The sequence below is a fragment of the Roseicyclus mahoneyensis genome (genome assembly GCF_003148775.1).
GTDB classification, from domain to species: Bacteria; Pseudomonadota; Alphaproteobacteria; order Rhodobacterales; family Rhodobacteraceae; genus Roseicyclus; species Roseicyclus mahoneyensis.
Genome location: NZ_QGGW01000004.1, coordinates 78,421 through 100,785 on the forward strand (window position 1 = coordinate 78,421; position 22,365 = coordinate 100,785).

Genomic DNA, 22,365 nt, shown 5'->3' on the forward strand with positions numbered 1-22,365 from the left:
TCGGGTGCTCAGTCGAGCCGCGCCGCACCAAGGATCGGGCCGTGATCGCGCTGTTGCACGATGACGACCAGAGGCAGGTCGCTTTGCGGTTCGATCCGCGCGGCAAAGGGGTTCGCGCCGTCCCATTCGGCAACCACCTGCCAGGATGTCACGACATTATAGTGGTGCGCCGTTGTGCCCGCACGCTCGCCGCGTTCGATGGCCATCTCTTCATGGGGGCTGAAGGTCACGACCTGCACCACCATCTGCGGGCGTGGCGGGTCCATATGCGCCTCGGCCCTCAGGGCAAGGCCGCCCGCGTCGCGGATCAGGGACACGCTGACCGGGTCAGGCGCCGAGGCATGAGCCTGTATAAGATCGGCCACCGCCATCGGGCGCACGCCCACGACATGGTCCTGCCCGCCGATGATGATCTGCGGCGTGTAGACCACCGTGGACCCGGCAGCGTAGGCATATCCGTGCTGGCGCTGGGTCATCTCGGGCATAGCGAAGGTGTCTTCCCAGCCGATGTAATCCCAGTAATCGACATGCAACGCCAAGGCGATCACATCTTCGCGCATCGCCAATTCGCCCAGCAGCGCATCCGCCGGAGGGCAGGAGGAACAGCCTTGCGAGGTGAAGAGCTCCACCACCACCGGACCCTGCCGGTCCTGCGCGCCCGCGGCCTGCCCCAGAAGGATCAGCACCGCCAAAGCTCCTGCCAGTGTGGTTTTCATCACCGTCTCCGTCCCGACGGCCCCATGCCGCATTCCAGACCTAGTTGCCCGCAGACCCGGTTGCCAATCAAGCCTTTGCGAGACTGCGTTACAACCAGCGCCGTGTGGCCGTCAGGTAGCGCTCGGCCTCCGGACCAAAGGCGCGGCGCAGGGCGGCTTCCTCGGGCTCGATGAAGCGCCGCGAGAGGATGGCGGCGAAGGCAAAGGGCACCGGCACGGCGCTGGCCGCGCCCTGCCACAGGACCGCACCCGCCACGATTGCCAGCAGGCCCAGATAGATCGGGTTGCGCGACAGCCGGTAGGGTCCCTCGACGATCAGGCTGGTCGGCGCGTGATGCGGCTCGATCGTGGTGCGCTTGCGCCAGAACCACAGGGCGGCCCATCCGATCAGGCCCAGCCCCGTTAAGGTCAGAAGGATGCCGGCCGCCTGAAACACAGGGCCGAACAGGCGCACAAGCGGCAGGTAGCTGCCCAAGACCCACACAAGGCCAAGCGCCAGCAAGAACCAAAGCGGCGGCAGGTCGGGAAAGCCCTTGAGCATGGCGGCATCTCTTGTGGGGAAGCTGAAGGGCAGACTACCGCCTGCCCCCTGCCCCCGCAACGCCCGCGATCAGGCGGCGCGCACGATCCCCAGCCGCGCCTGCACCTCGACGGGCAGTTGCCGCGCCGAGGTGATCCGCGGGGCGGGGTTCTCCGCGATCGCGCGATCCTCGCCGTAGAGCGCGACATACTCGGCGTAATTGTCGAAGGCCTGCCGCCAGGCGTAGTCGATGTAGGTCTCGGCGGGCGTGCCTTCGGCAAGGATCACGTCGTGGGCTTCGGTCTCGACATGGTAGATCGTGACGCGCTCGGGCAGGTCCGTGACCACCGTGATCGTGGTGCCGTTAACCAGGGCACCTGCGTTGACCAGCAGCCCGTCGATCATCAGCGCATGGTCAGCGGTCATGGTCAGGTCGCGCAGCGGCAGGCCGTTGCTCAAGGCACCGGCAGCGACGCGGATCAGGCGCAGTGGCTTGAACAAAGGGGCGAGCGTCTGGCGGCCCAGCCATTTGACCGGCACAGCGCGGCCATCGGCGGTGGTGACCAGATCGCCGATGGCAAGCCGTTCGATGGCGACACCGCCCGTCGGCGTGTCGATCTGGGTGCCGGCCACGAAGCAGAAGATTGCGGTTTCGTCGACCTGCAAGGTGGCAGGCGGCGAAACAGGCGCTTGAGACATGTAGACCTGTGTCTCGAGGAAGAACATATCGAAAAAGGCTGGCCAAGTCTCACCGTCAATCACGACGGTTCCAATGTATCCCACATCGAAAAAAAGACCCGTTACCGTGTCGTCAGCTTCAAAAGTCGTGTCCGCATCCCCATCGTCCAATGTGCCGGAGGAAACCGTGATGGTCCCGAAGCTCGCACCATCTCCGTTTCCGAAGTATCGCACGACGTGGGTGTAGTTGAATGTTGCCATATCCAATGCCCTCGCAAACGCATGCCACCAAGAAGCAGCCCGATAGTTAAGTTCGGGCATATGAGCGCACAGCATTGAGCAACGTGGCAAGTATTTTTGCACGACACGATTGCCGCGGCGACAATATGGTTTCGGATACGCAAAAAAATGTGGCGCACCGCGAAACATGGGCCCAGGCAAAGGCCCGAAACGCAGCCGGTCTTGCGATCGCCGGATGTATGCGTGCATCGCGACATGAAAACGGGCGCCGTTAGGCGCCCGTGATCACTGTTATTGGTCTTGATGCGGACCTTGTAGCCCCACGTCACTCAGCCGCGGCGGGCGCCTTGGCCAGATCGCGCAGCACGTAATGCAGCACGCCGCCATGTTCGATGTATTCGATCTCGATGGCCGTATCGATCCGGCACTTCAGCATGATCTCCTTCACCGAACCGTCGCCATAGGTGATGGTGGCCTTGGTCTCCATCAGCGGCGTCACGGCATCGAGCCCGTGGATATCCACCGTCTCGTCGCCCTTCAGGCCCAAGGATTTGCGCGTGTCGCCCCCGGTGAATTCGAAGGGGATGACGCCCATGCCCACCAAGTTCGAGCGGTGGATGCGCTCGAAGCTTTCGGCAATCACGGCCTTGACCCCCAAAAGCGCCGTGCCCTTGGCAGCCCAGTCGCGCGAGGACCCCGCGCCATACTGCTCGCCACCGAAGATCACCAGCGGAACGCCTGCCTCCTGCCACGCCATCGCCGCGTCGAAGATCGAGGTCTGCGCACCGTCCGGCCCGAGCGAATAGCCGCCCTCGACGCCGTCCAGCATCTCGTTCTTGATGCGGATATTGGCGAAGGTGCCGCGCATCATGATCTCGTGGTTGCCGCGCCGCGCCCCGTAGCTGTTGAACTCGCGAGGGGCCACCTGACGCTCCACCAGATACTTGCCAGCAGGGGTCGTCTCCTTGAACGATCCCGCCGGGCTGATGTGGTCGGTGGTGATCATGTCGCCCAGGATTGCCAGAACGCGCGCGCCTTCGATGTTGGAAATCGTGCCCGGCTCCGCCCCCATGCCTTTGAAATAGGGCGGGTTCTGGATGTAGGTCGAGGTGGCGGGCCAGTTGTAGACTTCCTGCTGGGGGACATCGACGCCCTGCCACTTCTCGTCGCCCTTGAAGACATCGGCGTATTTGGTCAGGAACGCCTCGCGCGTCACGGTGCGCTCGACCGTCTCGGCCACTTCCGCCGTGGTCGGCCAGATGTCCTTGAGGTAGACATCCTTGCCATCGGCCGTTTGCGCGATCGGGTCACGCGCGAGGTCGATATCCATCGTGCCCGCGATCGCATAGGCCACGACCAGCGGCGGGCTGGCGAGATAGTTGGCCCGCACGTCGGGGGAAATCCGACCCTCGAAGTTGCGATTGCCCGACAGGACCGCCGTGGCGACCAGATCGCCCTCAGTGATCGCCTTGGTGATCTCGGGCTGCAGCGGGCCGGAATTGCCGATGCAAGTGGTGCAGCCATAGCCCACAAGGTTGAAGCCCAGCGCGTCGAGATCATCCTGTAGCTCTGCGGCCTCAAGATAGGCGGACACCACCTGCGACCCGGGCGCGAGCGAGGTCTTGACCCAGGGCTTGCGCTTGAGCCCCAGCGCGTTCGCCTTGCGCGCCACAAGGCCCGCACCGATCATCACATAGGGGTTCGAGGTGTTGGTGCACGACGTGATCGCGGCGATCACGACCTTGCCCGATTCCATCGTGTAATCCTCGCCTTCGACGGCGACCTGCTTGTGCATCGGGCGCTTGAAGGTTTCGGCCATCTCACGGGTGAAGGCCGTCTTGGCATCCGTCAGCGCGACGTAATCTTGCGGCCGCTTCGGCCCCGAGATCGCGGGCACGATCGAGGTCATGTCCAGATGCAGCGTGTCGGTGTAGACTGGTGCGTAATCCGCCCCGCGCCAGAACCCGTTTTCCTTGGCATAGGCTTCGACCAGCGCCAGTGTATCCTCGTCGCGGCCGGTGTTGCGCAGGTAGCGCAGCGTTTCGGCGTCGATCGGGAAGAAGCCGCAGGTGGCGCCATATTCGGGGGCCATGTTGGCGATGGTCGCGCGGTCGGCCAGCGGCAGGCGGTCAAGGCCCTCGCCGTAGAACTCCACGAACTTGTTCACCACGCCCTTGGCGCGCAGCATCTCCACGACTTTCAGCACCAGATCCGTGCCGGTCGTGCCTTCCATCATCCTGCCCGTCAGCTCGAAGCCGATGACCTCGGGGATCAGCATGGAAATCGGCTGGCCCAGCATCGCGGCCTCGGCCTCGATGCCGCCCACGCCCCAGCCCAGAACGGCCGCGCCATTGACCATGGTGGTGTGGCTGTCGGTGCCGACCAGCGTGTCGGGATATGCAACCAGATCACCGGTCTGGTCCTTGTCCGACCACACCGTCTTGGACAGGTATTCGAGGTTGACCTGATGGCAGATGCCGGTGCCCGGCGGCACGACGCGGAAATTGTCGAACGCGCTCTGGCCCCACTTGAGGAAGGTGTAGCGCTCCATGTTGCGTTCGTATTCGCGGTCGACGTTCATCTGGAACGCCCGCGCATTGCCGAATTCGTCGATCATCACCGAATGGTCGATCACCAGATCGACGGGCGCGAGCGGGTTGATCCGCTGCGCATCACCGCCCAGCTTGACCAGCGCATCGCGCATCGCGGCCAGATCGACCACAGCCGGAACGCCGGTGAAATCCTGCAGCAAGACGCGCGCGGGACGGTAGGCGATCTCGCGCGGGTTCTGGCCGCCCTGCTGCGCCCAGACCGCAAAGGCCTTGATGTCATCGACGCTGACGGTCTTGCCATCCTCGTAGCGCAGCATGTTTTCCAGCACGACCTTGAGCGCGGCGGGCAGGCGCGAGAAATCGCCCAGCCCCGCAGCCTCGGCGGCGGCGATGGAATAATAGGCGTAGCTTTTCGTGCCTGCCTTGAGGGTGCGGCGCGTCTTGGCGGTATCGTGGCCGACGGTAATGGGCATCTTGGCCTCCCTTCATCCGGTCATGTGGGGATCGTCTGATCTGGCTTGGCGATGCCACCTGACCGGCTGTCGATCAAGGGCAAAGCCATTGGCTGCGACATTAATGTATGCGATTGCATACCGCAAGAGGCTGTGCGGTCAGGCCGCAGATCCGGCGCTGCCCAAGTTTTGCCGCAATTGCCCCGTTCAGTGAATGATCAGACCCGGAAAACCGGGCGATTCGAGGCAGTCACAGGATCGGAGCAGACCGATGGACCTTGTCGATACGGCAATCCATGAGCTAAGCGCGGCACTGGCCGACTTGGATCACGCAGCCCTGACGCCGCTTTTGGCGGGCGCGGGGGTGATCGCTCTGGGCCTGTGGCTCTTGGCCCGCCGACGTAAGGCCAACCGCGCCTGACACGCGCCATCTAGGCAAGACGCCTCAGCGCCGCGCGGCACAATCCTGCCTTGGGCACAGGTGACATCCCGGCCCCGCCGCGATCGCAGGACCCTTGGCTGCCTTGCCCGCGGGCGTCACCAGCATCACGGCCTGCATCACCGGCGCTGCGCCAAAACCCGCAGGGCCTGTGGGCTGGCTGACAGCCCAGCTGTGGAACCTGGCGCCTTGCGGCATCTCGATCAGTGCCGCCTCGGGCTGGCCGGGGCGGCCCAGCGCCCGGTAGAGCGGCCAGAGCGGGCAGCCCGCCCCGAAACGCGGGATGGAAAACGCCGTCAGACGGCGGCGAAAGATCAGCGCGCCGGCCCCATCACACACCGCCAGCCCGAAAGGTGGCGGCCCCTCACCGGGTCCGGCCTGACGCGGCAGCGTCGCCAGACGACGCAGCACCAGCGCCACGTCGCCCTGCCCAAGATGCAGCAGCGCCGCCGGATCATGCCCGGCCGCTTCGGCGGCGGGCTGCAAAACCGCCAGCGGCAACCGCGCCGCATCCGCCGCATAGCCCGCCAGCCAGCGCTCGCCAAGCGCCCGTGTGGCGGCATCCTCCATACCGGCCGCGCGCGCCAGAACGGATGGGATCGCCGCTGCACCCTCAGCCTCGATGCGGGGGAAGTGGTGGCTGGCCGCCTCGAACATCGCCTCGACCGTTTCTATCGGCGTCGAGGACGCGCGCGCGCCCGCATCCTCCTCGGCCTCGAAATGGCCCAGAAGGGCGGTCGCCCGGACCGACAGGCGCTCGGCCTCTTCATGCAGGTTGCGGTGGAACCTTGTGCGCCACGCGGGGTCGATCCCCGGATCGCGCACCAAGATATCGGCGGTGGACCGGATGGCGGCCACCGTCGACAGGACCTCATGCATGGCATCGGCCAGCACCGGGTCGTGACCGATGCGGTCGCGCAATCCTTCGACCAGCGCTTCAAGCCCGGCGTTACGCTTTCGCTGCGCGGCGATCAGGGCCGCCCAGCCGGGAAATCGGGCCGCCAACTCGTCGATCCGGTCGGTTTCAGGCGCGGCACTGAACGCGGTGGGCAAAGCCTGCGCTGCCGATTGCAGCGCATCGTAAAGCGTCGCATCCGCCCCTTCTGACAGTTGTGCCGGTTCCACTTCGAGAGCGCGGGCGATGGCGAGCAGAAGCTTGCCACCGATGCGGCGGCGGTTGTGTTCGATCAGGTTCAGATAGGACGGAGAGATGCCGACCCGCACCGCCAGATCGGCCTGTTTCATCGCCAGCACCAGACGGCGTTCGCGGATACGGTTGCCGGTCAGATGCGCGCGGCGCGGAAGGGGCGTTACGGGGGACACGGGGGGCATGGCAGGGCCTTGCTGCAACAGGAGATTCAGAGATTAACAGGAAAACGTCGCCATGCGAAGGCGTTAGAGCATGGTTTACAAGTGGTCGCTGGAATTTGCGGGGCAATTTAGCCATCCCCTTTCCTCGCGCAGCATTTGGCAAGAGCATGCAACCGGGTTGGGGCAGTTCCGAATCGGAGACGCCCGAGATGACATCGCTGCTTGCCGCATCCCCCGGCGCAATTTCGCTCTTGCCCAACGACAGGCTCCAGACCAGCCATGGGCGAGGTCCAGTGCGGACCGAGCTTGGTCAACAGGCGGTCACGGCGCCCGTATCCGGCCACGACCTGCGCCATGATCCGCTCCCCCCAACGCTGCCGGCCCCGATCAAGGGGCTCGGTATTCCGCCGCTCAACACCCGGCAGGTGGGGGATTTTGACAAGCTTGACGATCCCGAGCCGCCCGTGGGCATCAGCCTGTCGGACCTTCTGTCCGATCTTGAGCCCCCAGCGCCTGTCGGCGTGGACCTCAGGCGCTGACAGGCAAACAGCCCCGGGATCGCGCCGGGGCTGTCGCAAGGTCTTGGCCAGTGGCTCAGTTGGCGAGCGCGGCTTCGGTCACGGCATGGGTCCAGGCACCCTCCGGCTCGGCGGTGATGACCGCATCGCCGCCTTCCAGCAAGGTGCGCACCGTGCGCTCGTAGCTTTCCAGATCGAGCATCCCGTCACCGCCCGCGACCAGCAACGCCACCTCGCCCATCATGCGCAGCTGGTGGGTTTCGGTCTGCGCGCCGGTCTCGTCGTAGTCGAGCACGATCATCGCCGCGTCATCGGGGTTTTCCGCCGCCCATTCCCAGCCGCGCATGGAGGCGCGCACAAAGCGGGTCATCTTGTCGAAGAAGGCGGGATCGTTGAGGTTGTCCTCAAGCACCCAGATGCCGTCTTCCAGCGTGTCCATGCCGTAATCGGAATAGCGGAAGGTCACCAGTTCCTCGGGCGCGATGCCGGCATCGATGATCTGCCAGTATTCGTTGTAGGTCATGGTCGAGATGCAATCGGCCTGCCGCTGCAACAGCGGATCCACGTTGAAGCCCGCCTGCAGAAGCGTCACGCCCCCCTCGGACCCGTCGACCGGGATGCCAAGCTGGTTCATCCAGCCCATGAACGGGTATTCGTTGCCGAAGAACCAATGCGCGACCGTGTGGCCCGCCAGATCGGCGGGTTCCGCGATGCCGGCATCGGCCCAGCAGGTCAACATGAGCCCGGAGCGCACGAAGGGCTGGGCGATGTTGACGACCGGGAGGCCGCGTTCGCGGGCCGCCAAGGCCGACGGCATCCAGTTCAGCATCGCATCCGCGCCGCCACCGGCCAGAACCTGCGGGGGCGCGATATCGGGGCCGCCGGGCAGGATGGTGACAGCCAGCCCCTCTTCCTCGTAATAGCCGTTTTCCAGCGCGACGTAGTAGCCCGCGAACTGAGACTGGGTCACCCACTGCAGTTGCAGACGCACTTCGTCCTGCGCTTGTGCCGCGGTGGCGGCCAGACCCATGGCGAGGGCCGGGATCAATGTCTTCTTCATTCTATTACCTCCTGTTGGTCTTGGTTGTTATTGCCGTCATCCCCGTCTTTGCGACGGATGCCAGAATGTCAGTCGTTTCTCGATCAGGGCCACCAGCCCGTAGAAGCCCGAACCCGCAAGCGCCGCTACCGCGATCTCGGCCCAGACCATATCCATGGCAAGGCGGCCCATCTCGATCTTGATGCGAAACCCCATCCCCACCGTGGGAGAGCCGAAAAATTCAGCCACAATCGCCCCGATCAGCGCAAGGGTCGTGCAGATCTTCAACCCGTTGAAGATGAAGGGCATGGCGGTGGGCAGGCGCAGTTTCACGAGCGTCTGCCCGTAGCTGGCCGCATAGGTGCGCATCAGGTCGCGCTGCATGACGTCGGACGCCTTGAACCCCTGCACGCAATTTACCAGCATGGGAAAGAACACCATGGCGACGACGACCGCCGATTTCGACTGCCAGCCAAAGCCGAACCACATCACGAAGATGGGCGCGGTGCCGACGATGGGCAGTGCTGCGATGAAATTGCCGACCGGCAGAAGGCCCCGCTGCAGAAAGGCGGATCGGTCGATGGCGAGTGCGGCAAGAAACGCCGCGCCGCAGCCCATGACATAACCCGCCAGCGCGCCCTTGAGGATCGTTTGCTGGAAATCGGCCCAAAGCGTCGGCGTCTCCGTCACCATCCGTGCCCAGATCGCCGAGGGCGCGGGCAGGATCACGAAACTGATCTGGTAAAGCTGGACCACCAGTTCCCACAGGACCAGCAGCGTAACCCCGAAGATCACCGGCACAACAAGCCGCGTGGCCCCTGCGCCGCTGCGATTGGCAAGCGCCGCGTTCAGCGCCCAAGCCCCGAACCAGACCGCAAGGATGACCGCAAGCCGCGTGTCGCTGACCAGTGCCAGCGCGATCAAGCCAGCCCCCAGCGCGGGCAGGCCCCAAGGCGGAAGGCTTGCCGCCCTCATGACCGCGCGCCCATGCGACGGAGGGTGATTTTCTCGATCACGCCCAGCAAGATCACCAGCGCCGCCGCACAGATCGCGGCCATGAAGAGGGCCGACCAGATCTGGATCGTCTGGCCGTAATAGCTGCCCGTCAGCAGCCGCGCGCCAAGGCCGAAACGCGCCCCCGTGGGCAATTCAGCCACGATCGTGCCCACAAGCGCGGCGGCGATCGACACCTTGAGCGAGGTGAAGAGGAACGGCACCGAGGCGGGAAGGCGCAGTTTCCACAAGGTCTGGCTGCGGCTTGCTGAATAGGTGCGCATCAGGTCCAGATCGGTCGCCTGCGGGCTGCGCAACCCTGCGACCATGCCGACGACCACCGGAAAAAAGCTGAGATAGGAGGAAATCAGCGCCTTGGGCACCAGAAGCTTGGTATCCTCGCTGATCCATCCTGCGCTGACCGCGCTGTTCAGCGCGGGCAGGTTCGAGACCACCACCACGATGATCGGCGCGATGGCAAGGATCGGGATCGTCTGGCTGGCGATGGCCCAGGGCATCACGCTCATGTCCATGGCGCGGCTGTGCACGATGCCTATGGCCAGCAAGATGCCAAGAAAGCTGCCGATGCCAAAACCGAGGATGGTGGGCCATAGCGTGTGATAGGCGTGAAAGATAAGGTTGCGGGGGTTGCCCTGCATCTGGCCGCGGCGTTCGCGCATCACGGGCTCGCCCACGGTGGTGTTCCAGATCTCGGCGAAAACCTGATGGGGGGCGGGCAGGACGGGGCGTTCCTGGGTCATCGCGGCCGTCAGGATTTCCGCTTGCGTCATCTCGAGGCCCTGCCGCTGGATCTGGTCCAGCGTCCAGGCGCGGTTCATCATCACGCTGGCCGCATACCAGATGGCGACAATCGCCAGAACGACCGTCAGCACCGGAACCACGGCACCCGTCAGCGCCGAAATCGCGCCGAGCCCGCGCGGGCGGGCAATGTCGGCGGCGGCTGTCATCCCTGCCCCCTCTGCGGCCAGACGATCAGCGCAACCGCGACAATACCCAGCGCAAGCCCCGCCAATTGCTGGCCGGTCGGGCGTTCGCCGAAGACCGTCAGGCCAACGGCGCTGGCCAGCACCAGTTGCAGCACGGCCGAGACCGAGATCGCCACGGCCATCCCCGTTTCGCGCATCAGCCGCACCATCATCAGATTGCCCAGCGTATAGAGGCAGAGCGCGATCAGAAGCACCCAGAGCTTGGGCTGGTCGACGTAGTGGCGCAGGGTCGCGCTGGCGGTCAGGAACACCAGCATCGCGCCGCCAAGCCAGAGAGACAGCCCGCCGCTCATGCGCGCCCCTCAGTCGTCATAGGCATGGCCCGCGCGCAGCCCCTCGCGGACGCGGTGGGCGATGGCCAGAAATTCGGGCGTGTCGCGGATGTCGAGCGGGCGCTCACGCGGCAGGTCGCTTTCGATCACATCGGTGATGCGGCCCGGGCGCGGGCTCATCACGACGATTTTCGTCGAGAGGTAAACAGCCTCGGGAATCGAATGGGTGACGAAGCCGATGGTCTTTTCCGTCCGCGCCCATAGCTTGAGAAGCTGTTCGTTCAGATGGTCGCGCACGATCTCGTCCAGCGCACCGAACGGTTCGTCCATCAGGAGGATGTCGGCGTCAAAGGCCAGCGCGCGGGCGATGGAGGCGCGTTGCTGCATGCCGCCCGACAACTGCCAAGGGAATTTCTTGCCGAACCCTTCCAGATCAACTAGTTGCAAGACGTTCTTCACGCGCTTGTCTTGCTCGGCCCGGTCGAAGCCCATGATCTCCAGCGGCAGGGCGATGTTCTTTTCGATGGTCCGCCACGGGTAGAGGCCAGCGGCCTGAAAGACATAGCCATAGGCCCGGCTCAACCGCGCCTCTTCGGGCGTCATGCCGTTGACGGTGATGGAGCCGCCCGTGGGCTGTTCCAGCGCCGCGATGACGCGCAGAAAGGTGGTCTTGCCGCAGCCCGAGGGGCCGATGAAGCTGACAAACTCGCCCTTGTCGATGGTCAGCGACACATTGCTGAGCGCTTGCACCGCCCCATCGGCAGTCTGAAAGACAAGATCGAGGTTTTTCGCCGCGATCACAGGCCTTTGCGGGGCTGCACCGGTGTGGATAAAGCGCGCGGGTTCAGCCATCACACCCCCGTCGCGGGGATGCCCGTCCGTTCCACCGGTCGCGGCGCGGTCAGCTCTTTCCACGTCGAAAGCGCGCGGTTCACCGTCCCGTTGCCGGGCCGTTTGACGAATTCACCATGGCCTTCTTTAGTGCGAATCTCGCCGTCATGCACCGCCACATGCCCGCGCGTCAGGGTAAAGCGCGGCAGACCCTTGACCTTGTGCCCTTCAAAGACGTTGTAGTCGATGGCCGATTGTTGCGCCCCCGCCGTGATCGTCTTTTCCTTTTCCGGGTCCCAGACCACGATATCGGCATCCGCCCCCACCAAGATCGCGCCCTTTCTCGGATAGCAATTCAGCACCTTGGCGATGTTCGTTGACGTGACCGCCACGAATTCGTTCGGCGTCAGCCGCCCCGTCGCAACCCCATGCGTCCAGAGCATCGGCATCCGGTCCTCAAGCCCCCCGGTGCCGTTGGGGATCTTGGAGAAATCACCGACCCCGTAGCGCTTCTGCTCGGTGGTGAAGGCGCAATGATCCGTCGCCACGACACTCAGCGACCCCGACATCAGCCCGGCCCAGAGGCTGTCTTGATGTTTCTTGTTGCGAAAGGGCGGCGACATCACGCGGCGGGCGGCATGGTCCCAGTCGGGGTGGAAATATTCGCTTTCATCCAGCGTCAGGTGCTGGATCAAGGGCTCGCCCCAGACCCGCTTGCCAAGGCTGCGCGCGCGCCGGATCGCCTCATGCGCATCCTCGGAGGAGACATGGACGACATACAGCGGCACACCCGCCATGTCGGCGATCATGATGGCGCGGTTCGTCGCCTCCCCCTCGACCTGCGCGGGGCGGGAATAGGCATGCGCCTCGGGGCCGGTGTTGCCTGCGGCCAGCAGTTTCGCGGTCAACTCGGCCACCACATCGCCGTTCTCGGCATGGACCATGGCGATCCCGCCCAGTTCCGCCAAACGGTTGAACGAGGCGAACATCTCATCGTCATTGACCATGAGCGCGCCCTTGTAGGCCATGAAATGCTTGAAGGTGTTGATGCCCCGATCCTCGATCACGGGTTTCATCTCGTCGAAAACCTGCTCGCCCCACCAGGTCACGGCCATGTGGTAGGAGTAATCGCAATTGGCGCGACCGGCCTTGTTGTCCCACATCTTCAGCGCGTCGAGCAGCCCCTGACCGGGCGCGGGCAGTGCGAAATCGACCACCATCGTGGTGCCGCCCGAAAGCGCTGCGCGGGTGCCGGATTCAAAGTCATCGGCGGAATAGGTGCCCATGAAGGGCATTTCCAGATGGGTATGCGGGTCGATGCCACCCGGCATGACGTAGCAGCCCGTGGCGTCCAGAACCGTGTCGCCCTTCAGGTCCGGCCCGATCTCGGTGATGCGCCCGCCCTCGATGCGGACATCGGCGGCATAGCTCAGGTCCGCCGTGACGACGGTGCCGCCCTTGATTACCGTGCTCATCGCATCTTTCCCCCGGTTTGGCGTATCGGTCAGGTCGTCGGCGCGCGGACGCAGATCATCCGGTTGTCGCGCGTCATCAGCGGCAGGAAGGTCGTTTCCACCCGCCCCTCGTAGCGGTACCAGTAGCAGCCGTCGCTTTCGATGCGGACCTGCGTCAGGTCCTGGTTCGGGGCGGCCAGCGCGCGCACCTCCTCGCTCAGCTCCTCGGTTTGCCCTTCCGGCGTGGTCGAAACACAGGCCGACAGGCCCAAGATCGCGGCAATACCCAGATAACGCATTACGTTCATTCAACAATCTCCGCGGTTTCCACGACGGCGTGGAACAATACATTGGCGCCGGCGGTCGCCCATCCGGGGCTGATTTCCTCGGCCTCGTTATGGCTCAACCCATCCACACACGGCGTCATGATCATCGTGGTCGGATAGAGGCGGTTGATCCAGCATGCGTCATGCCCCGCGCCCGACACGATGTCCATGTGGCTGTAACCCAACCGCGCGGCCGCGTCGCGCACGCGGGCGACCAGCGTCTCGTCAAAGGCAGGCGGGTCGAAGAAGCCCACGACCTCGGCTTTGAACTTCACACCCACCTCGGCGCAGACGGCGGGCGCGCGGGCGTTCAGTTCGGCCACCATCGTTTCAATGACCTCGAGAATATGGCTGCGGAAATCCACCGTGAAGACGATCTTTTCCGGGATGATATTGCGACTGTTTGGGTAGACATCGATATGGCCGATCGCTCCCACGGCATTGGGCTGGTGGCGCATGGCGATCTCGTGCACCAGCTCCGTCACACGGGCCAGCGCCCGCCCAGCATTGCGGCGCATGTACATCGGCGTGGAGCCCGTGTGCTGGCCCTTGCCCGTCACGGTGCATTCGATCCAGCGCAACCCCTGCCCATGGGTCACGACGCCGATATCCTTGCCCTCAGCCTCGAGGATCGGACCCTGTTCGATGTGCAGCTCGAAAAACGCGTGCATCTTGCGCGCGCCGACTTTCTCGCTGCCCTTCCAGCCGATGCGCTTGAGTTCCTCGCCGAATGTCAGGCCCTTGGCGTCGGTGCGCGCATAGGCCCAGTCCTGATCCAGAACGCCCGCAAAGACACCCGAAGCCAGCATGGCAGGGGCAAAGCGCGTGCCTTCCTCGTTCGTCCAGTTGGTCACGACGATGGGGTGCTTGGTCTTGATGTCGAGATCGTTGAGCGTGCGCACGACCTCCAGCCCCGCCAGAACGCCCAGAACCCCGTCATATTTGCCGCCCGTGGGCTGCGTATCCAGATGGCTGCCGATATAGACCGGCAGCGCGTCGGGGTCGGTGCCGGGGCGGGTGGCGAACATGGTCCCCATCTCGTCCACGCCCATGGTCATGCCCGCCGCCTCGCACCAGCTTTGGAACAGCGCGCGGCCTGCCGCATCCTCATCGGTCAGGGTCTGGCGGTTGTTGCCGCCCGCCACGCCCGGCCCGATCTGCGCCATGTCCATCAGCGCATCCCACAGCCGTTCGCCGTTGATGGTCATGTTCTCGGCCGCGGCGGGCATGGCTTCCCCTTGATCCGGTGATGGACGGCGCGGTGTCAGTGCAGCCGCTTGAGAATGTCGCGCAAGGTGCCGAAGAGCGTGTCGATATGCGCCTTCTCGATGATCAGCGGCGGCGACAGCGCGATGATGTCGCCCGTGGTCCGGATCAGCACGTTATGCTCGTAGGCGTCGAGGAAGGCGGTGAAGGCGCGCTTGGTCGGCTCGCCCGCGATGGGTTCCAGCTCGATGCCGGCGATGAGCCCCATGTTGCGGATGTCGATCACATGGGGGCAATCGCGCAAGGAATGCACCGCATCCTCCCAATAGGACGCCATTCCGGCGGCGCGCTCGAACAGCCCTTCCTCGCGGTACAGCTCAAGCGTGGCAAGGCCCGCGGCGGATGCGATCGGGTTGCCCGAATAGGTGTAGCCGTGGAACAGCTCGATCATGTGCTCTGGGCCCTGCATGAAGGCCTCGTGGATCTCTTTGGTGGCCAGCACCGCGCCCATCGGGATCACGCCATTGGTCAGGCCCTTGGCGCAGGTGATCATGTCGGGCATCACCCCGAAATGGTCGGCGGCAAAGGGGCTGCCCAGACGGCCGAAGCCGGTGATGACCTCGTCGAAGATCAGCAAGATGCCGTGCTTGGTGCAGATCGACCGCAGCTTCTCCAGATAGCCCTTGGGCGGCATCAAGACACCGGTCGAGCCCGCCATCGGCTCCACGATGCAGGCGGCAATGGTCTCGGGCCCGTGCAGCGCCACGATGCGCTCCAGCTCATCGGCCAGATGCGCGCCGTGTTCGGGCTGGCCGCGGGTGAAGGCGTTTTGCGCCGGCAGATGCGTGTGCGGCAGGTGGTCGACGCCGTTCAGAAGCGTGCCGAAGAACTTGCGGTTGTTGACGATTCCGCCCACCGAAATGCCGCCGAAGCCCACGCCGTGATAGCCCCGCTCGCGCCCGATCAGGCGGGTCCGCGTACCCTGACCTATGGCGCGCTGATAGGCGATGGCGATTTTCAGCGCCGTATCCACCGCCTCGGAGCCGGAATTGGTGAAGAACACATGCTCGAACGGCTCGGGCGCCATGTCGCGCAGCCGGTTGGCCAGCTCGAAAGCCTTGGGGTGGCCCATCTGGAAGGCAGGGGCATAATCCAGCTCGCCTGCCTGCTGGCGGATGGCCTCGACGATCTTGGGTCGGTTGTGGCCCGCGTTGCAGCACCACAGTCCCGCCGTGCCGTCCAGAACCTCGCGCCCGTCCGCCGTCTTGTAATGCATGCGGTCGGCCGAGACCATCATCCGCGGCGCCTTTTTGAACTGGCGGTTGGCGGTGAAGGGCATCCAGAACGCGGACAGATCGTTCGGCACCGGGTTGGATCGGTCAAGCGCCATGGCGGCAGTCCCTGTCTTGCCGGTCCGGTCGCGCGCCGCCGAACCCGTGTGTTGTTTTTGACCAAACGGTCAAGGCCACGCTAGCAGAGGCGCCATACCAGTCAACGGCCTGTTCGGAACGATGACAGGATTGTCCGCGAGCAGGCGCGCAAAGACAAGGCAAATGATGCATGTCGGGGCATCCCTGCCCGACGCATGGGCGGCGCGCGAAACGTTCCGGGCGGCGGGTCCTGAAACAGGGCTTGTGCGGCTCCGCGCCCGCGGGTCTGATGGTCGCATGGGGCCGCAAAAGACACCACGCACCAAGATCCAGACCCGCAACCGCGAGACCATTCTCGAGGCCGCGCTCGAAGTGTTTTCCCAGCATGGCTTCCGCGGCGCGACGCTCGACATGATCGCGGTCGAGGCAGGCCTGTCGAAACCCAACCTGCTCTACTATTTCCCGTCGAAGGAGGCGATCCATGTCGCGCTCCTGAGCCAATTGATGGACACCTGGCTCGACCCGCTGCGCGACCTCGACGCCGCGGGCGACCCGATCGCCGAACTCCTCGCCTACGTCCGGCGCAAGCTGCAGATGAGCCGCGACTTTCCCCGCGAATCGCGGCTTTTCGCTAATGAAATCGTGCAAGGCGCGCCCCGGATGCAAGCGGCGCTCGCCACCGATCTCAAGGCGCTGGTGGATGACAAGGCGGCCGTCATCCGCGGTTGGGCCGAGGGCGGCCGCATCGCGCAGGTGGACCCCCATCACCTGATCTTCTCGATCTGGGCGCTGACCCAGCATTACGCGGATTTCGACGTGCAGGTCCGTGCGGTGCTTGGGCAGAACCGCGACCCCATCGAGGAAGCCGCGCGTTTCCTGGACACGCTGTTCACCCGCCTTCTCGCGCCCTGATCCCCTCACCTTTCCAAAAATATGCTCGGGGGTCGCCATCGAAGCGCCATCGGTCCGAGTGACGATGGCGACCGAAGGGGCAGACAGCCCCCTCGCTCGGGTCGACGCGCAAAGCGCGGCGAAATTCCTATTCAGCCGCCTTGATTGTCGCCGGATTGTTGGGATGCGTCGTCCAGTTGGCATAGGCGGGATCGACGGGCTTGCCGGTCCGGGGGTCCATGGCACCCGCGGGCATTTCCTCCATCGTGATGCAGCCCTCGACGGGGCAGACATTCACGCACAGGTTGCAGGCGACACATTCGTCATCCATCACCTCGAACACCCGGTCGGGCGACATCGAAATCGCCTGGTGCGAGGTATCCTCGCAAGCCGCATAGCAGCGTCCGCATTTGATGCAGGCGTCCTGATCGATGCGCGCCTTGGTGACGTAGTTGAGGTTCAGATATTGCCAGTCGGTCACATTGGGCACCGCGCGCCCGATCAGGTCCGACAGGCTCATGCCGTGGCCGTCCAGATACTGCGACAGGCCCGATTTCATCTCTTCGACGATCTTGAACCCGTAGGTCATCGCCGCCGTGCAGACCTGCACGTTGCCCGCCCCAAGCGCGAGGAATTCGGCCGCGTCGCGCCATGTGGTGACGCCCCCGATCCCCGAAATGGGCATGCCCCGGGTTTCCGCGTCGCGCGCGATTTCCGCCACCATGTTCAGCGCGATGGGCTTGACCGCAGGCCCGCAATAGCCGCCGTGGCTGCCCTTGCCGTCGATCGAGGGCTCGGGGCTGAACGTCTCGAGATTGACGCTCGTGATCGACGAGATTGTGTTGATCAGGCTGACCGCATCCGCCCCGCCGCGCCTGGCCGCCCGGGCGGGGTAGCGGATGTCGGTGATGTTGGGCGTCAGCTTGACGATCACGGGCATGCGGGTGTTTTGCTTGCACCAGCGCGCGACCATCTCGATGTATTCGGGCACCTGCCCCACCGCGCTGCCCATGCCGCGTTCGCTCATGCCGTGCGGGCAACCGAAGTTCAGCTCGATCCCGTCCGCGCCCGTCTCCTCGACCAAGGGCAAGATCGCCTTCCACGCCGCTTCCTCGCAGGGCACCATGATCGACACGATCATCGCGCGATCCGGCCAGTCGCGTTTGACCTGCTTGATCTCGCGCAGGTTCACCTCCAGCGGGCGGTCGGTGATCAGCTCGATGTTGTTCAGCCCCAAAAGCCGCCGGTCCGCCCCCCAGATCGCGCCGTAGCGCGGGCCATTGACGTTGACCACCGGCGGTCCCGCCTCACCCAGCGTCTTCCAGACCACGCCACCCCAGCCCGCCTTGAAGGCGCGGACCACGTTGTATTCCTTGTCGGTCGGCGGCGCAGAGGCGAGCCAGAACGGGTTGGGCGATTTGATTCCCAGAAAGTCGGAGGTCAGGTCGGCCATGGCGCGTCTCCTTGGGGCTCGGGTCTCAGGTCATCAGTGTCGCCGGATCGACCCCGGCGTCGGTCAGGCGGGCGGTCGCGGCGGCGCGGGTGGCGTCGTCGAAAGCGTCGGGATGGGTCAGAACGATGGCCTCGGCGGTGTAGCCGGGCAGCGCGCGCGCCATCAGTTCGTCGAACCGCTCAGAGGGGCCGGGCTTGGCCACGATCTTGCCGATGGCGGCGGCCTCGCCGACCTTCTGGATGTCGCGGCGCAACATGCTCAGGCGGATGGTCTTGCCGCTGTCCTCGCGCTTGATCTGCTCGACGGCGTGGATCATTTGCCAGACCGCGTTTTCAACGCTGCCCTCATCCCCGTCGGATTGCACGGCGGCAAGGCGCTTGAAGGCGGCCTCACGCACCGGCTCGACCCCAAGACGCGTGGCATTGGCCATCAGGTTGCGCAGCCCCTCGGGGTCGGTCATGTCGGCCACACGGGCCAAGGCAGCCGCATTGCGGTTTTCCAGCTTCTCGGCGGAAGGCGCGGCGGAGTGGGCGGGTTTTTTGGGTTTTTTGCTCATGGGATACCATGGGTGAGCGCCGCGTGGATGTCCATCGCGGCGTCGCGTCCCTCGGCCACCGCCGTCACGGTCAGATCCTCGCCGCCTGCCGCGCAATCGCCGCCCGCCCAGACACCGGGCAGCGACGTGCGCCCCACGTCGCTGACCGCGATCTTGCCACCGGTGATCTCAAGGCCCCCCGGTGCGCCTTGCAGGGCCTGACCGATGGCCTTGAGCACCTGATCGGCGGGGATCTCGAAGGTTTCGCCCGTGCCCACCAGCGATTTGCCCTCGGACCGCGTGTATTCCACCCGAACACCCGTCACGGCCCCATTGCCGAGGATGGCTACAGGCATCGCGTCAAAGACAAAGCGCACCCCCTTTGACGCCGCAAGATCCTGCTCGTAGCGGCTGGCGGGCATCGCATCCCTGCCCCTGCGGTAGAGGATGGTGACATTTTCCGCGCCCAAGAGCTTGGATTGCACGGCCGCGTCGATGGCGGTCATGCCGCCGCCGATCACCACCACGTTGCGCCCCACGGGCAGCGTCGTCAGGTCCGACGCCTGCCGCAGGTCCGAGATGAAGCCCACGGCGTCCGACACGCCCGCGCGCGCCTCGCCCTCGGCGCTCAGTGCGTTGACCCCCGCAAGACCCATTCCGAGGAACACGGCGTCGAAGTCATCCCGCAACCCGTCGAGCGTGATATCGCGCCCCAGCGCCTTGCCGGTCTCCATCGTGATCCCGCCGATCTTGAGCAGCCAGTCGACCTCCGAGCCGGCGAAACCGCCGACCGCCTTGTAATAGGCGATCCCGTATTCGTTGAGCCCGCCACCCTTGGGCCGAGCGTCAAAGATCGTAATGTCATGCCCCTGCATGGCCAGCCTATGCGCACAGGCAAGCCCCGCAGGCCCCGCGCCCACGACAGCGACACGCTTGCCCGTGGCCGCTGCCCGCACATAGGGATGCACCCCCGCCGCCATCAGCGTGTCGGTGGCGTAGCGCTGCAGCCGCCCGATCTCGACCGGTTTGCCTTCGGCCGCTTCGCGCACGCAGGCCTCCTCGCACAGTGTCTCCGTGGGGCAGACCCGCGCGCACATGCCGCCCAGAATGTTCTGGTCGAAGATGGTCTTTGCAGCCGCCTCGGGCGTGCCAGTGGCGATCTGGCGGATGAAGAGCGGAATGTCGATCGAGGTCGGGCAAGCCGTGATGCAGGGCGCGTCATGGCAGAAATAGCAGCGGTCGGCGGCCACCAGCGCCTCATGCGCGTCGAGGGGGCCGTGCAGGTCGGCGAAATTCGAGGCCAGCGTCTGAGCGTCAAGCCGCGCGGGCGCGATGCCGGGGGTGAAGGGGCTGTTCGTCATCGGGCGCGTCTCCCTGGCGGCGAATGGCTGGGTGTGGGGAGACGCTGGCATGGGTCCCATTTTTTATCAAATGGTAAATTTATTGGCGAAGGCCCTGTTGCGGCAATTTCCTCGCGCAGGGGAGGATTTGCCGAAAATTCGGGCAGGCTTGGACTCACATCACCGCGATACAACCCCATATGCGGTGCACAGAGCGGGTTTTCCTTGGGGAAACCCTGCGCTATAGCCGTCGTCCAGACGCCCGACCAACAGGGCAGGATGGGACCGCGGCCAAGACACCGGCCCGGAGTGCGAGGACAGACATGAGCGACGAAACGGATGCAACCCGCGCCAGCGACGTGGCCTTCATCAAGGCTCTGGCCGAGCTTCTGGACCAAAACGACCTGACCGAGATCCAGGTCAAGCGCGAGTATGGCGAGAACGACTGGCTCAACGTGCGCGTGGCCCGCGGCGGCGTGATGATGCAGGCCCCCGTGGCCTACGCCCCTGCCCCCGCCACGCATGTCGCCCCGGTGGCGACGGCCTCTTCCGCGCCTGTCAGCGACCCCGCACAAGCGCCGGGCGCCGTGACCTCGCCCATGGTGGGCACGATCTATCTGCAGTCCGAGCCGGGCACGAAACCCTTCGTCTCGGTCGGCGATCAGGTGGTCGAGGGTCAGACGTTGCTGATCGTCGAGGCGATGAAGACCATGAACCAGATCCCCGCGCCGCGCGCGGGCACCGTCAAGCGCATCCTCGTTGAGGATGGCGCGCCCGTCGAATACGGCGCGCCCCTCATGATCATCGAGTAAGCGGGGCGGGCATGTTCAAGAAAATCCTCATCGCCAACCGCGGCGAGATCGCGCTGCGTGTCATCCGGGCCGCGCGCGAGATGGGGGTGGCGACCGTCGCGGTGCATTCCACCGCCGACAGCGACGCGATGCATGTGCGCATGGCCGACGAGGCGATCTGCATCGGCCCACCGCCCAGCATGCAATCCTACCTCTCGATGCCCGCGCTGATCTCGGCCTGCGAGATCACCGGGGCGGAAGCCATCCACCCCGGCTACGGTTTCCTGTCGGAGAACGCCAATTTCGTGCAGGCGGTCGAGGATCACGGGATCAAGTTCATCGGGCCCTCGGCGGCCCATATCCGCTTGATGGGCGACAAGATCACCGCCAAGGACACGATGAAGAAGCTGGGCGTGCCTTGCGTGCCCGGCTCCGAGGGCGGCGTGCATCACCTCGACACGGCCTATACGGTGGCGCGCGAGGCGGGCTACCCGGTCATCGTCAAGGCCACCGCCGGCGGCGGCGGACGGGGCATGAAGCTGGCGCGCTCCGAGGCGGAACTGGAAACCGCGTTCCGCACCGCGCGGACCGAGGCCAAGGCCGCCTTCGGCAATGACGAAGTCTATATCGAGAAATACCTCGGTCGGCCGCGCCATATCGAGGTGCAGGTCTTCGGCGACGGCCGTGGTCGCGCCGTGCATCTGGGCGAACGCGATTGTTCGCTGCAACGCCGTCACCAAAAGGTGTTCGAGGAAGCGCCCGGCCCCAGCATCGATACCGCCACCCGCGAGCGGATCGGCGCGACCTGCGCCAAGGCCGTGGCCGATCTGGGCTACGAGGGGGCCGGCACGATCGAGTTCCTGTATGAAGATGGCGAGTTCTTCTTCATCGAGATGAACACCCGGCTTCAGGTCGAGCATCCCGTGACCGAAGCAATCTTTGGCGTCGATCTGGTGCGCGAACAGATCCGGGTGGCCGCAGGCCTGCCGATGTCGTTTGTGCAAGAGGATCTCAAGGTGAACGGCCACGCCATCGAGGTCCGGATCAACGCCGAGAAACTGCCGAATTTCTCGCCCAGCCCCGGCAAGATCACCCAGTATCACGCGCCCGGTGGCCTGGGCGTGCGGATGGACAGCGCGATCTATGACGGCTACCGCATCCCGCCCTATTACGACAGCCTGATCGGCAAGCTGATCGTGCATGGCCGCGACCGGCCCGAGGCTTTGGCGCGTCTGCACCGGGCATTGGGCGAGTTGATCGTGGACGGCGTCGACACCACGGTGCCGCTGTTCCACGCCCTTCTTGACGCGCCTGCCGTGCAATCGGGCGATTACACGATCCACTGGCTGGAAGGCTGGCTTGCCGAGAACCTCGGCTGATCCCTCCCGCGACAGACCCCTGTCGCGGCCCATCCCGCCCGAGGCGATTGGG

At 65.1% G+C, this 22,365-nt stretch carries 22 protein-coding genes; 5 read left to right on the top strand and 17 right to left on the bottom strand.

Annotation, left to right across the window (positions count from 1 at the left end; all coding sequences use genetic code 11):
* Nucleotides 1-8: 8 nt before the first annotated feature.
* The 4 genes from C7455_RS09625 to acnA form a co-directional block, all read right to left on the bottom strand.
* Entirely contained in the window at nt 9-716 is a 708-nt protein-coding gene (locus C7455_RS09625) for a DUF1223 domain-containing protein (RefSeq protein WP_109668161.1), read from the bottom strand.
* A gap of 88 nt (nt 717-804) precedes the next feature.
* Nucleotides 805-1,257 carry a methyltransferase family protein gene (locus tag C7455_RS09630; protein ID WP_109667706.1) on the bottom strand — a complete coding sequence of 151 codons (453 nt, stop codon included), beginning with the start codon at nt 1,255-1,257 and terminating at the stop codon, nt 805-807.
* 69 nt (nt 1,258-1,326) lie between these two features.
* Nucleotides 1,327-2,175: a Hint domain-containing protein gene (locus C7455_RS09635; protein ID WP_109667708.1), complete on the bottom strand. Its 849-nt coding sequence runs from the start codon at nt 2,173-2,175 to the stop codon at nt 1,327-1,329.
* 304 nt (nt 2,176-2,479) lie between these two features.
* Entirely contained in the window at nt 2,480-5,179 is a 2,700-nt protein-coding gene (acnA, locus tag C7455_RS09640; protein ID WP_109667709.1) for an aconitate hydratase AcnA, read from the bottom strand.
* Between the two features lie 250 nt (nt 5,180-5,429).
* Between acnA and C7455_RS09645 the strand changes: the two genes are divergently transcribed.
* On the top strand, nt 5,430-5,579 hold the full coding sequence (locus C7455_RS09645; RefSeq protein ID WP_170119048.1) for an LPXTG cell wall anchor domain-containing protein: 150 nt from the start codon (nt 5,430-5,432) through the stop codon (nt 5,577-5,579).
* A 24-nt stretch (nt 5,580-5,603) separates the two neighbouring features.
* Here the strand turns inward: C7455_RS09645 and C7455_RS09650 are convergent, their stop codons facing one another.
* Nucleotides 5,604-6,929 (bottom strand): short-chain fatty acyl-CoA regulator family protein, encoded by a 1,326-nt coding sequence (locus tag C7455_RS09650; protein ID WP_109667713.1) that lies wholly within the window; start codon nt 6,927-6,929, stop codon nt 5,604-5,606.
* 188 nt (nt 6,930-7,117) lie between these two features.
* On the opposite strand from C7455_RS09650, the gene C7455_RS09655 reads away from it, so the two are divergent.
* On the top strand, nt 7,118-7,447 hold the full coding sequence (locus C7455_RS09655) for a hypothetical protein (RefSeq protein WP_146199972.1): 330 nt from the start codon (nt 7,118-7,120) through the stop codon (nt 7,445-7,447).
* A 55-nt stretch (nt 7,448-7,502) separates the two neighbouring features.
* Here the strand turns inward: C7455_RS09655 and C7455_RS09660 are convergent, their stop codons facing one another.
* Genes C7455_RS09660 through aptA form a run of 9 tightly spaced genes read right to left on the bottom strand, consistent with a single transcriptional unit; the run spans nt 7,503 to nt 15,944 of the window.
* Nucleotides 7,503-8,486: an ABC transporter substrate-binding protein gene (locus tag C7455_RS09660; protein ID WP_109667716.1), complete on the bottom strand. Its 984-nt coding sequence runs from the start codon at nt 8,484-8,486 to the stop codon at nt 7,503-7,505.
* A 36-nt stretch (nt 8,487-8,522) separates the two neighbouring features.
* The gene (locus C7455_RS09665) at nt 8,523-9,440 is read right to left on the bottom strand and encodes an ABC transporter permease (RefSeq protein ID WP_109667717.1); all 918 of its coding nucleotides are present in this window, start codon (nt 9,438-9,440) and stop codon (nt 8,523-8,525) included.
* A complete protein-coding gene (locus C7455_RS09670; RefSeq protein WP_109667719.1) occupies nt 9,437-10,426 on the bottom strand; it encodes an ABC transporter permease in 990 nt (329 codons plus the stop codon). Before C7455_RS09670 ends, C7455_RS09665 begins: the two co-directional genes overlap by 4 nt.
* The gene (locus C7455_RS09675; RefSeq protein WP_109667720.1) at nt 10,423-10,758 is read right to left on the bottom strand and encodes an EamA family transporter; all 336 of its coding nucleotides are present in this window, start codon (nt 10,756-10,758) and stop codon (nt 10,423-10,425) included. Before C7455_RS09675 ends, C7455_RS09670 begins: the two co-directional genes overlap by 4 nt.
* Nucleotides 10,759-10,767: 9 nt before the next feature.
* Nucleotides 10,768-11,589 (bottom strand): ABC transporter ATP-binding protein, encoded by an 822-nt coding sequence (locus C7455_RS09680; protein WP_109667722.1) that lies wholly within the window; start codon nt 11,587-11,589, stop codon nt 10,768-10,770.
* A complete protein-coding gene (hydA, locus tag C7455_RS09685; RefSeq protein WP_109667724.1) occupies nt 11,589-13,043 on the bottom strand; it encodes a dihydropyrimidinase in 1,455 nt (484 codons plus the stop codon). Before hydA ends, C7455_RS09680 begins: the two co-directional genes overlap by 1 nt.
* 29 nt (nt 13,044-13,072) lie before the next feature.
* The gene (locus C7455_RS09690) at nt 13,073-13,330 is read right to left on the bottom strand and encodes a hypothetical protein (protein ID WP_109667725.1); all 258 of its coding nucleotides are present in this window, start codon (nt 13,328-13,330) and stop codon (nt 13,073-13,075) included.
* Complete coding sequence (locus C7455_RS09695) at nt 13,327-14,577, bottom strand: Zn-dependent hydrolase (RefSeq protein WP_109667727.1); 1,251 nt, start codon at nt 14,575-14,577, stop codon at nt 13,327-13,329. Before C7455_RS09695 ends, C7455_RS09690 begins: the two co-directional genes overlap by 4 nt.
* Nucleotides 14,578-14,612: 35 nt before the next feature.
* The gene (aptA, locus tag C7455_RS09700) at nt 14,613-15,944 is read right to left on the bottom strand and encodes an omega-aminotransferase AptA (protein ID WP_109667728.1); all 1,332 of its coding nucleotides are present in this window, start codon (nt 15,942-15,944) and stop codon (nt 14,613-14,615) included.
* A gap of 277 nt (nt 15,945-16,221) precedes the next feature.
* On the opposite strand from aptA, the gene C7455_RS09705 reads away from it, so the two are divergent.
* Complete coding sequence (locus C7455_RS09705; RefSeq protein ID WP_109668163.1) at nt 16,222-16,836, top strand: TetR family transcriptional regulator C-terminal domain-containing protein; 615 nt, start codon at nt 16,222-16,224, stop codon at nt 16,834-16,836.
* Nucleotides 16,837-16,963: 127 nt separating this feature from the next.
* Here the strand turns inward: C7455_RS09705 and preA are convergent, their stop codons facing one another.
* From preA to C7455_RS09720, 3 genes are read right to left on the bottom strand one after another with little or no spacing between them, the layout of a single operon-like run.
* Nucleotides 16,964-18,268 carry an NAD-dependent dihydropyrimidine dehydrogenase subunit PreA gene (preA, locus tag C7455_RS09710; protein WP_109667730.1) on the bottom strand — a complete coding sequence of 435 codons (1,305 nt, stop codon included), beginning with the start codon at nt 18,266-18,268 and terminating at the stop codon, nt 16,964-16,966.
* 25 nt (nt 18,269-18,293) lie between these two features.
* A complete protein-coding gene (locus C7455_RS09715) occupies nt 18,294-18,824 on the bottom strand; it encodes a hypothetical protein (protein ID WP_109667731.1) in 531 nt (176 codons plus the stop codon).
* Nucleotides 18,821-20,164, bottom strand: a complete 1,344-nt coding sequence (locus tag C7455_RS09720) for an NAD(P)-dependent oxidoreductase (protein ID WP_109667733.1) — start codon at nt 20,162-20,164, stop codon at nt 18,821-18,823. Before C7455_RS09720 ends, C7455_RS09715 begins: the two co-directional genes overlap by 4 nt.
* Before the next feature lie 302 nt (nt 20,165-20,466).
* Here C7455_RS09720 and accB point away from each other — a divergent pair, with 302 nt between their 5' ends.
* Nucleotides 20,467-20,955: an acetyl-CoA carboxylase biotin carboxyl carrier protein gene (gene accB, locus C7455_RS09725; protein ID WP_109667735.1), complete on the top strand. Its 489-nt coding sequence runs from the start codon at nt 20,467-20,469 to the stop codon at nt 20,953-20,955.
* An 11-nt stretch (nt 20,956-20,966) separates the two neighbouring features.
* Nucleotides 20,967-22,313 carry an acetyl-CoA carboxylase biotin carboxylase subunit gene (accC, locus tag C7455_RS09730; protein ID WP_109667736.1) on the top strand — a complete coding sequence of 449 codons (1,347 nt, stop codon included), beginning with the start codon at nt 20,967-20,969 and terminating at the stop codon, nt 22,311-22,313.
* Nucleotides 22,314-22,365 lie beyond the last annotated feature (52 nt).

Excerpts from the sequence above, each read along its gene's own strand:
- C7455_RS09660 (WP_109667716.1), bottom strand. The coding sequence starts at position 8,486 with ATGAAGAAGACATTGATCCCGGCCCTCGCCATGGGTCTGGCCGCCACC.
- C7455_RS09650 (WP_109667713.1), bottom strand. The coding sequence starts at position 6,929 with ATGCCCCCCGTGTCCCCCGTAACGCCCCTTCCGCGCCGCGCGCATCTG.
- C7455_RS09680 (WP_109667722.1), bottom strand. The coding sequence starts at position 11,589 with ATGGCTGAACCCGCGCGCTTTATCCACACCGGTGCAGCCCCGCAAAGG.
- C7455_RS09715 (WP_109667731.1), bottom strand. The coding sequence starts at position 18,824 with ATGAGCAAAAAACCCAAAAAACCCGCCCACTCCGCCGCGCCTTCCGCC.
- accB (WP_109667735.1), top strand. The coding sequence starts at position 20,467 with ATGAGCGACGAAACGGATGCAACCCGCGCCAGCGACGTGGCCTTCATC.
- C7455_RS09705 (WP_109668163.1), top strand. The coding sequence starts at position 16,222 with ATGGGGCCGCAAAAGACACCACGCACCAAGATCCAGACCCGCAACCGC.
- C7455_RS09670 (WP_109667719.1), bottom strand. The coding sequence starts at position 10,426 with ATGACAGCCGCCGCCGACATTGCCCGCCCGCGCGGGCTCGGCGCGATT.
- C7455_RS09655 (WP_146199972.1), top strand. The coding sequence starts at position 7,118 with ATGACATCGCTGCTTGCCGCATCCCCCGGCGCAATTTCGCTCTTGCCC.
- C7455_RS09695 (WP_109667727.1), bottom strand. The coding sequence starts at position 14,577 with ATGCCCGCCGCGGCCGAGAACATGACCATCAACGGCGAACGGCTGTGG.
- C7455_RS09645 (WP_170119048.1), top strand. The coding sequence starts at position 5,430 with ATGGACCTTGTCGATACGGCAATCCATGAGCTAAGCGCGGCACTGGCC.
- C7455_RS09690 (WP_109667725.1), bottom strand. The coding sequence starts at position 13,330 with ATGAACGTAATGCGTTATCTGGGTATTGCCGCGATCTTGGGCCTGTCG.
- C7455_RS09665 (WP_109667717.1), bottom strand. The coding sequence starts at position 9,440 with ATGAGGGCGGCAAGCCTTCCGCCTTGGGGCCTGCCCGCGCTGGGGGCT.
- C7455_RS09635 (WP_109667708.1), bottom strand. The coding sequence starts at position 2,175 with ATGGCAACATTCAACTACACCCACGTCGTGCGATACTTCGGAAACGGA.
- C7455_RS09720 (WP_109667733.1), bottom strand. The coding sequence starts at position 20,164 with ATGACGAACAGCCCCTTCACCCCCGGCATCGCGCCCGCGCGGCTTGAC.
- aptA (WP_109667728.1), bottom strand. The coding sequence starts at position 15,944 with ATGGCGCTTGACCGATCCAACCCGGTGCCGAACGATCTGTCCGCGTTC.
- hydA (WP_109667724.1), bottom strand. The coding sequence starts at position 13,043 with ATGAGCACGGTAATCAAGGGCGGCACCGTCGTCACGGCGGACCTGAGC.
- C7455_RS09675 (WP_109667720.1), bottom strand. The coding sequence starts at position 10,758 with ATGAGCGGCGGGCTGTCTCTCTGGCTTGGCGGCGCGATGCTGGTGTTC.
- C7455_RS09625 (WP_109668161.1), bottom strand. The coding sequence starts at position 716 with ATGAAAACCACACTGGCAGGAGCTTTGGCGGTGCTGATCCTTCTGGGG.
- acnA (WP_109667709.1), bottom strand. The coding sequence starts at position 5,179 with ATGCCCATTACCGTCGGCCACGATACCGCCAAGACGCGCCGCACCCTC.
- accC (WP_109667736.1), top strand. The coding sequence starts at position 20,967 with ATGTTCAAGAAAATCCTCATCGCCAACCGCGGCGAGATCGCGCTGCGT.
- preA (WP_109667730.1), bottom strand. The coding sequence starts at position 18,268 with ATGGCCGACCTGACCTCCGACTTTCTGGGAATCAAATCGCCCAACCCG.
- C7455_RS09630 (WP_109667706.1), bottom strand. The coding sequence starts at position 1,257 with ATGCTCAAGGGCTTTCCCGACCTGCCGCCGCTTTGGTTCTTGCTGGCG.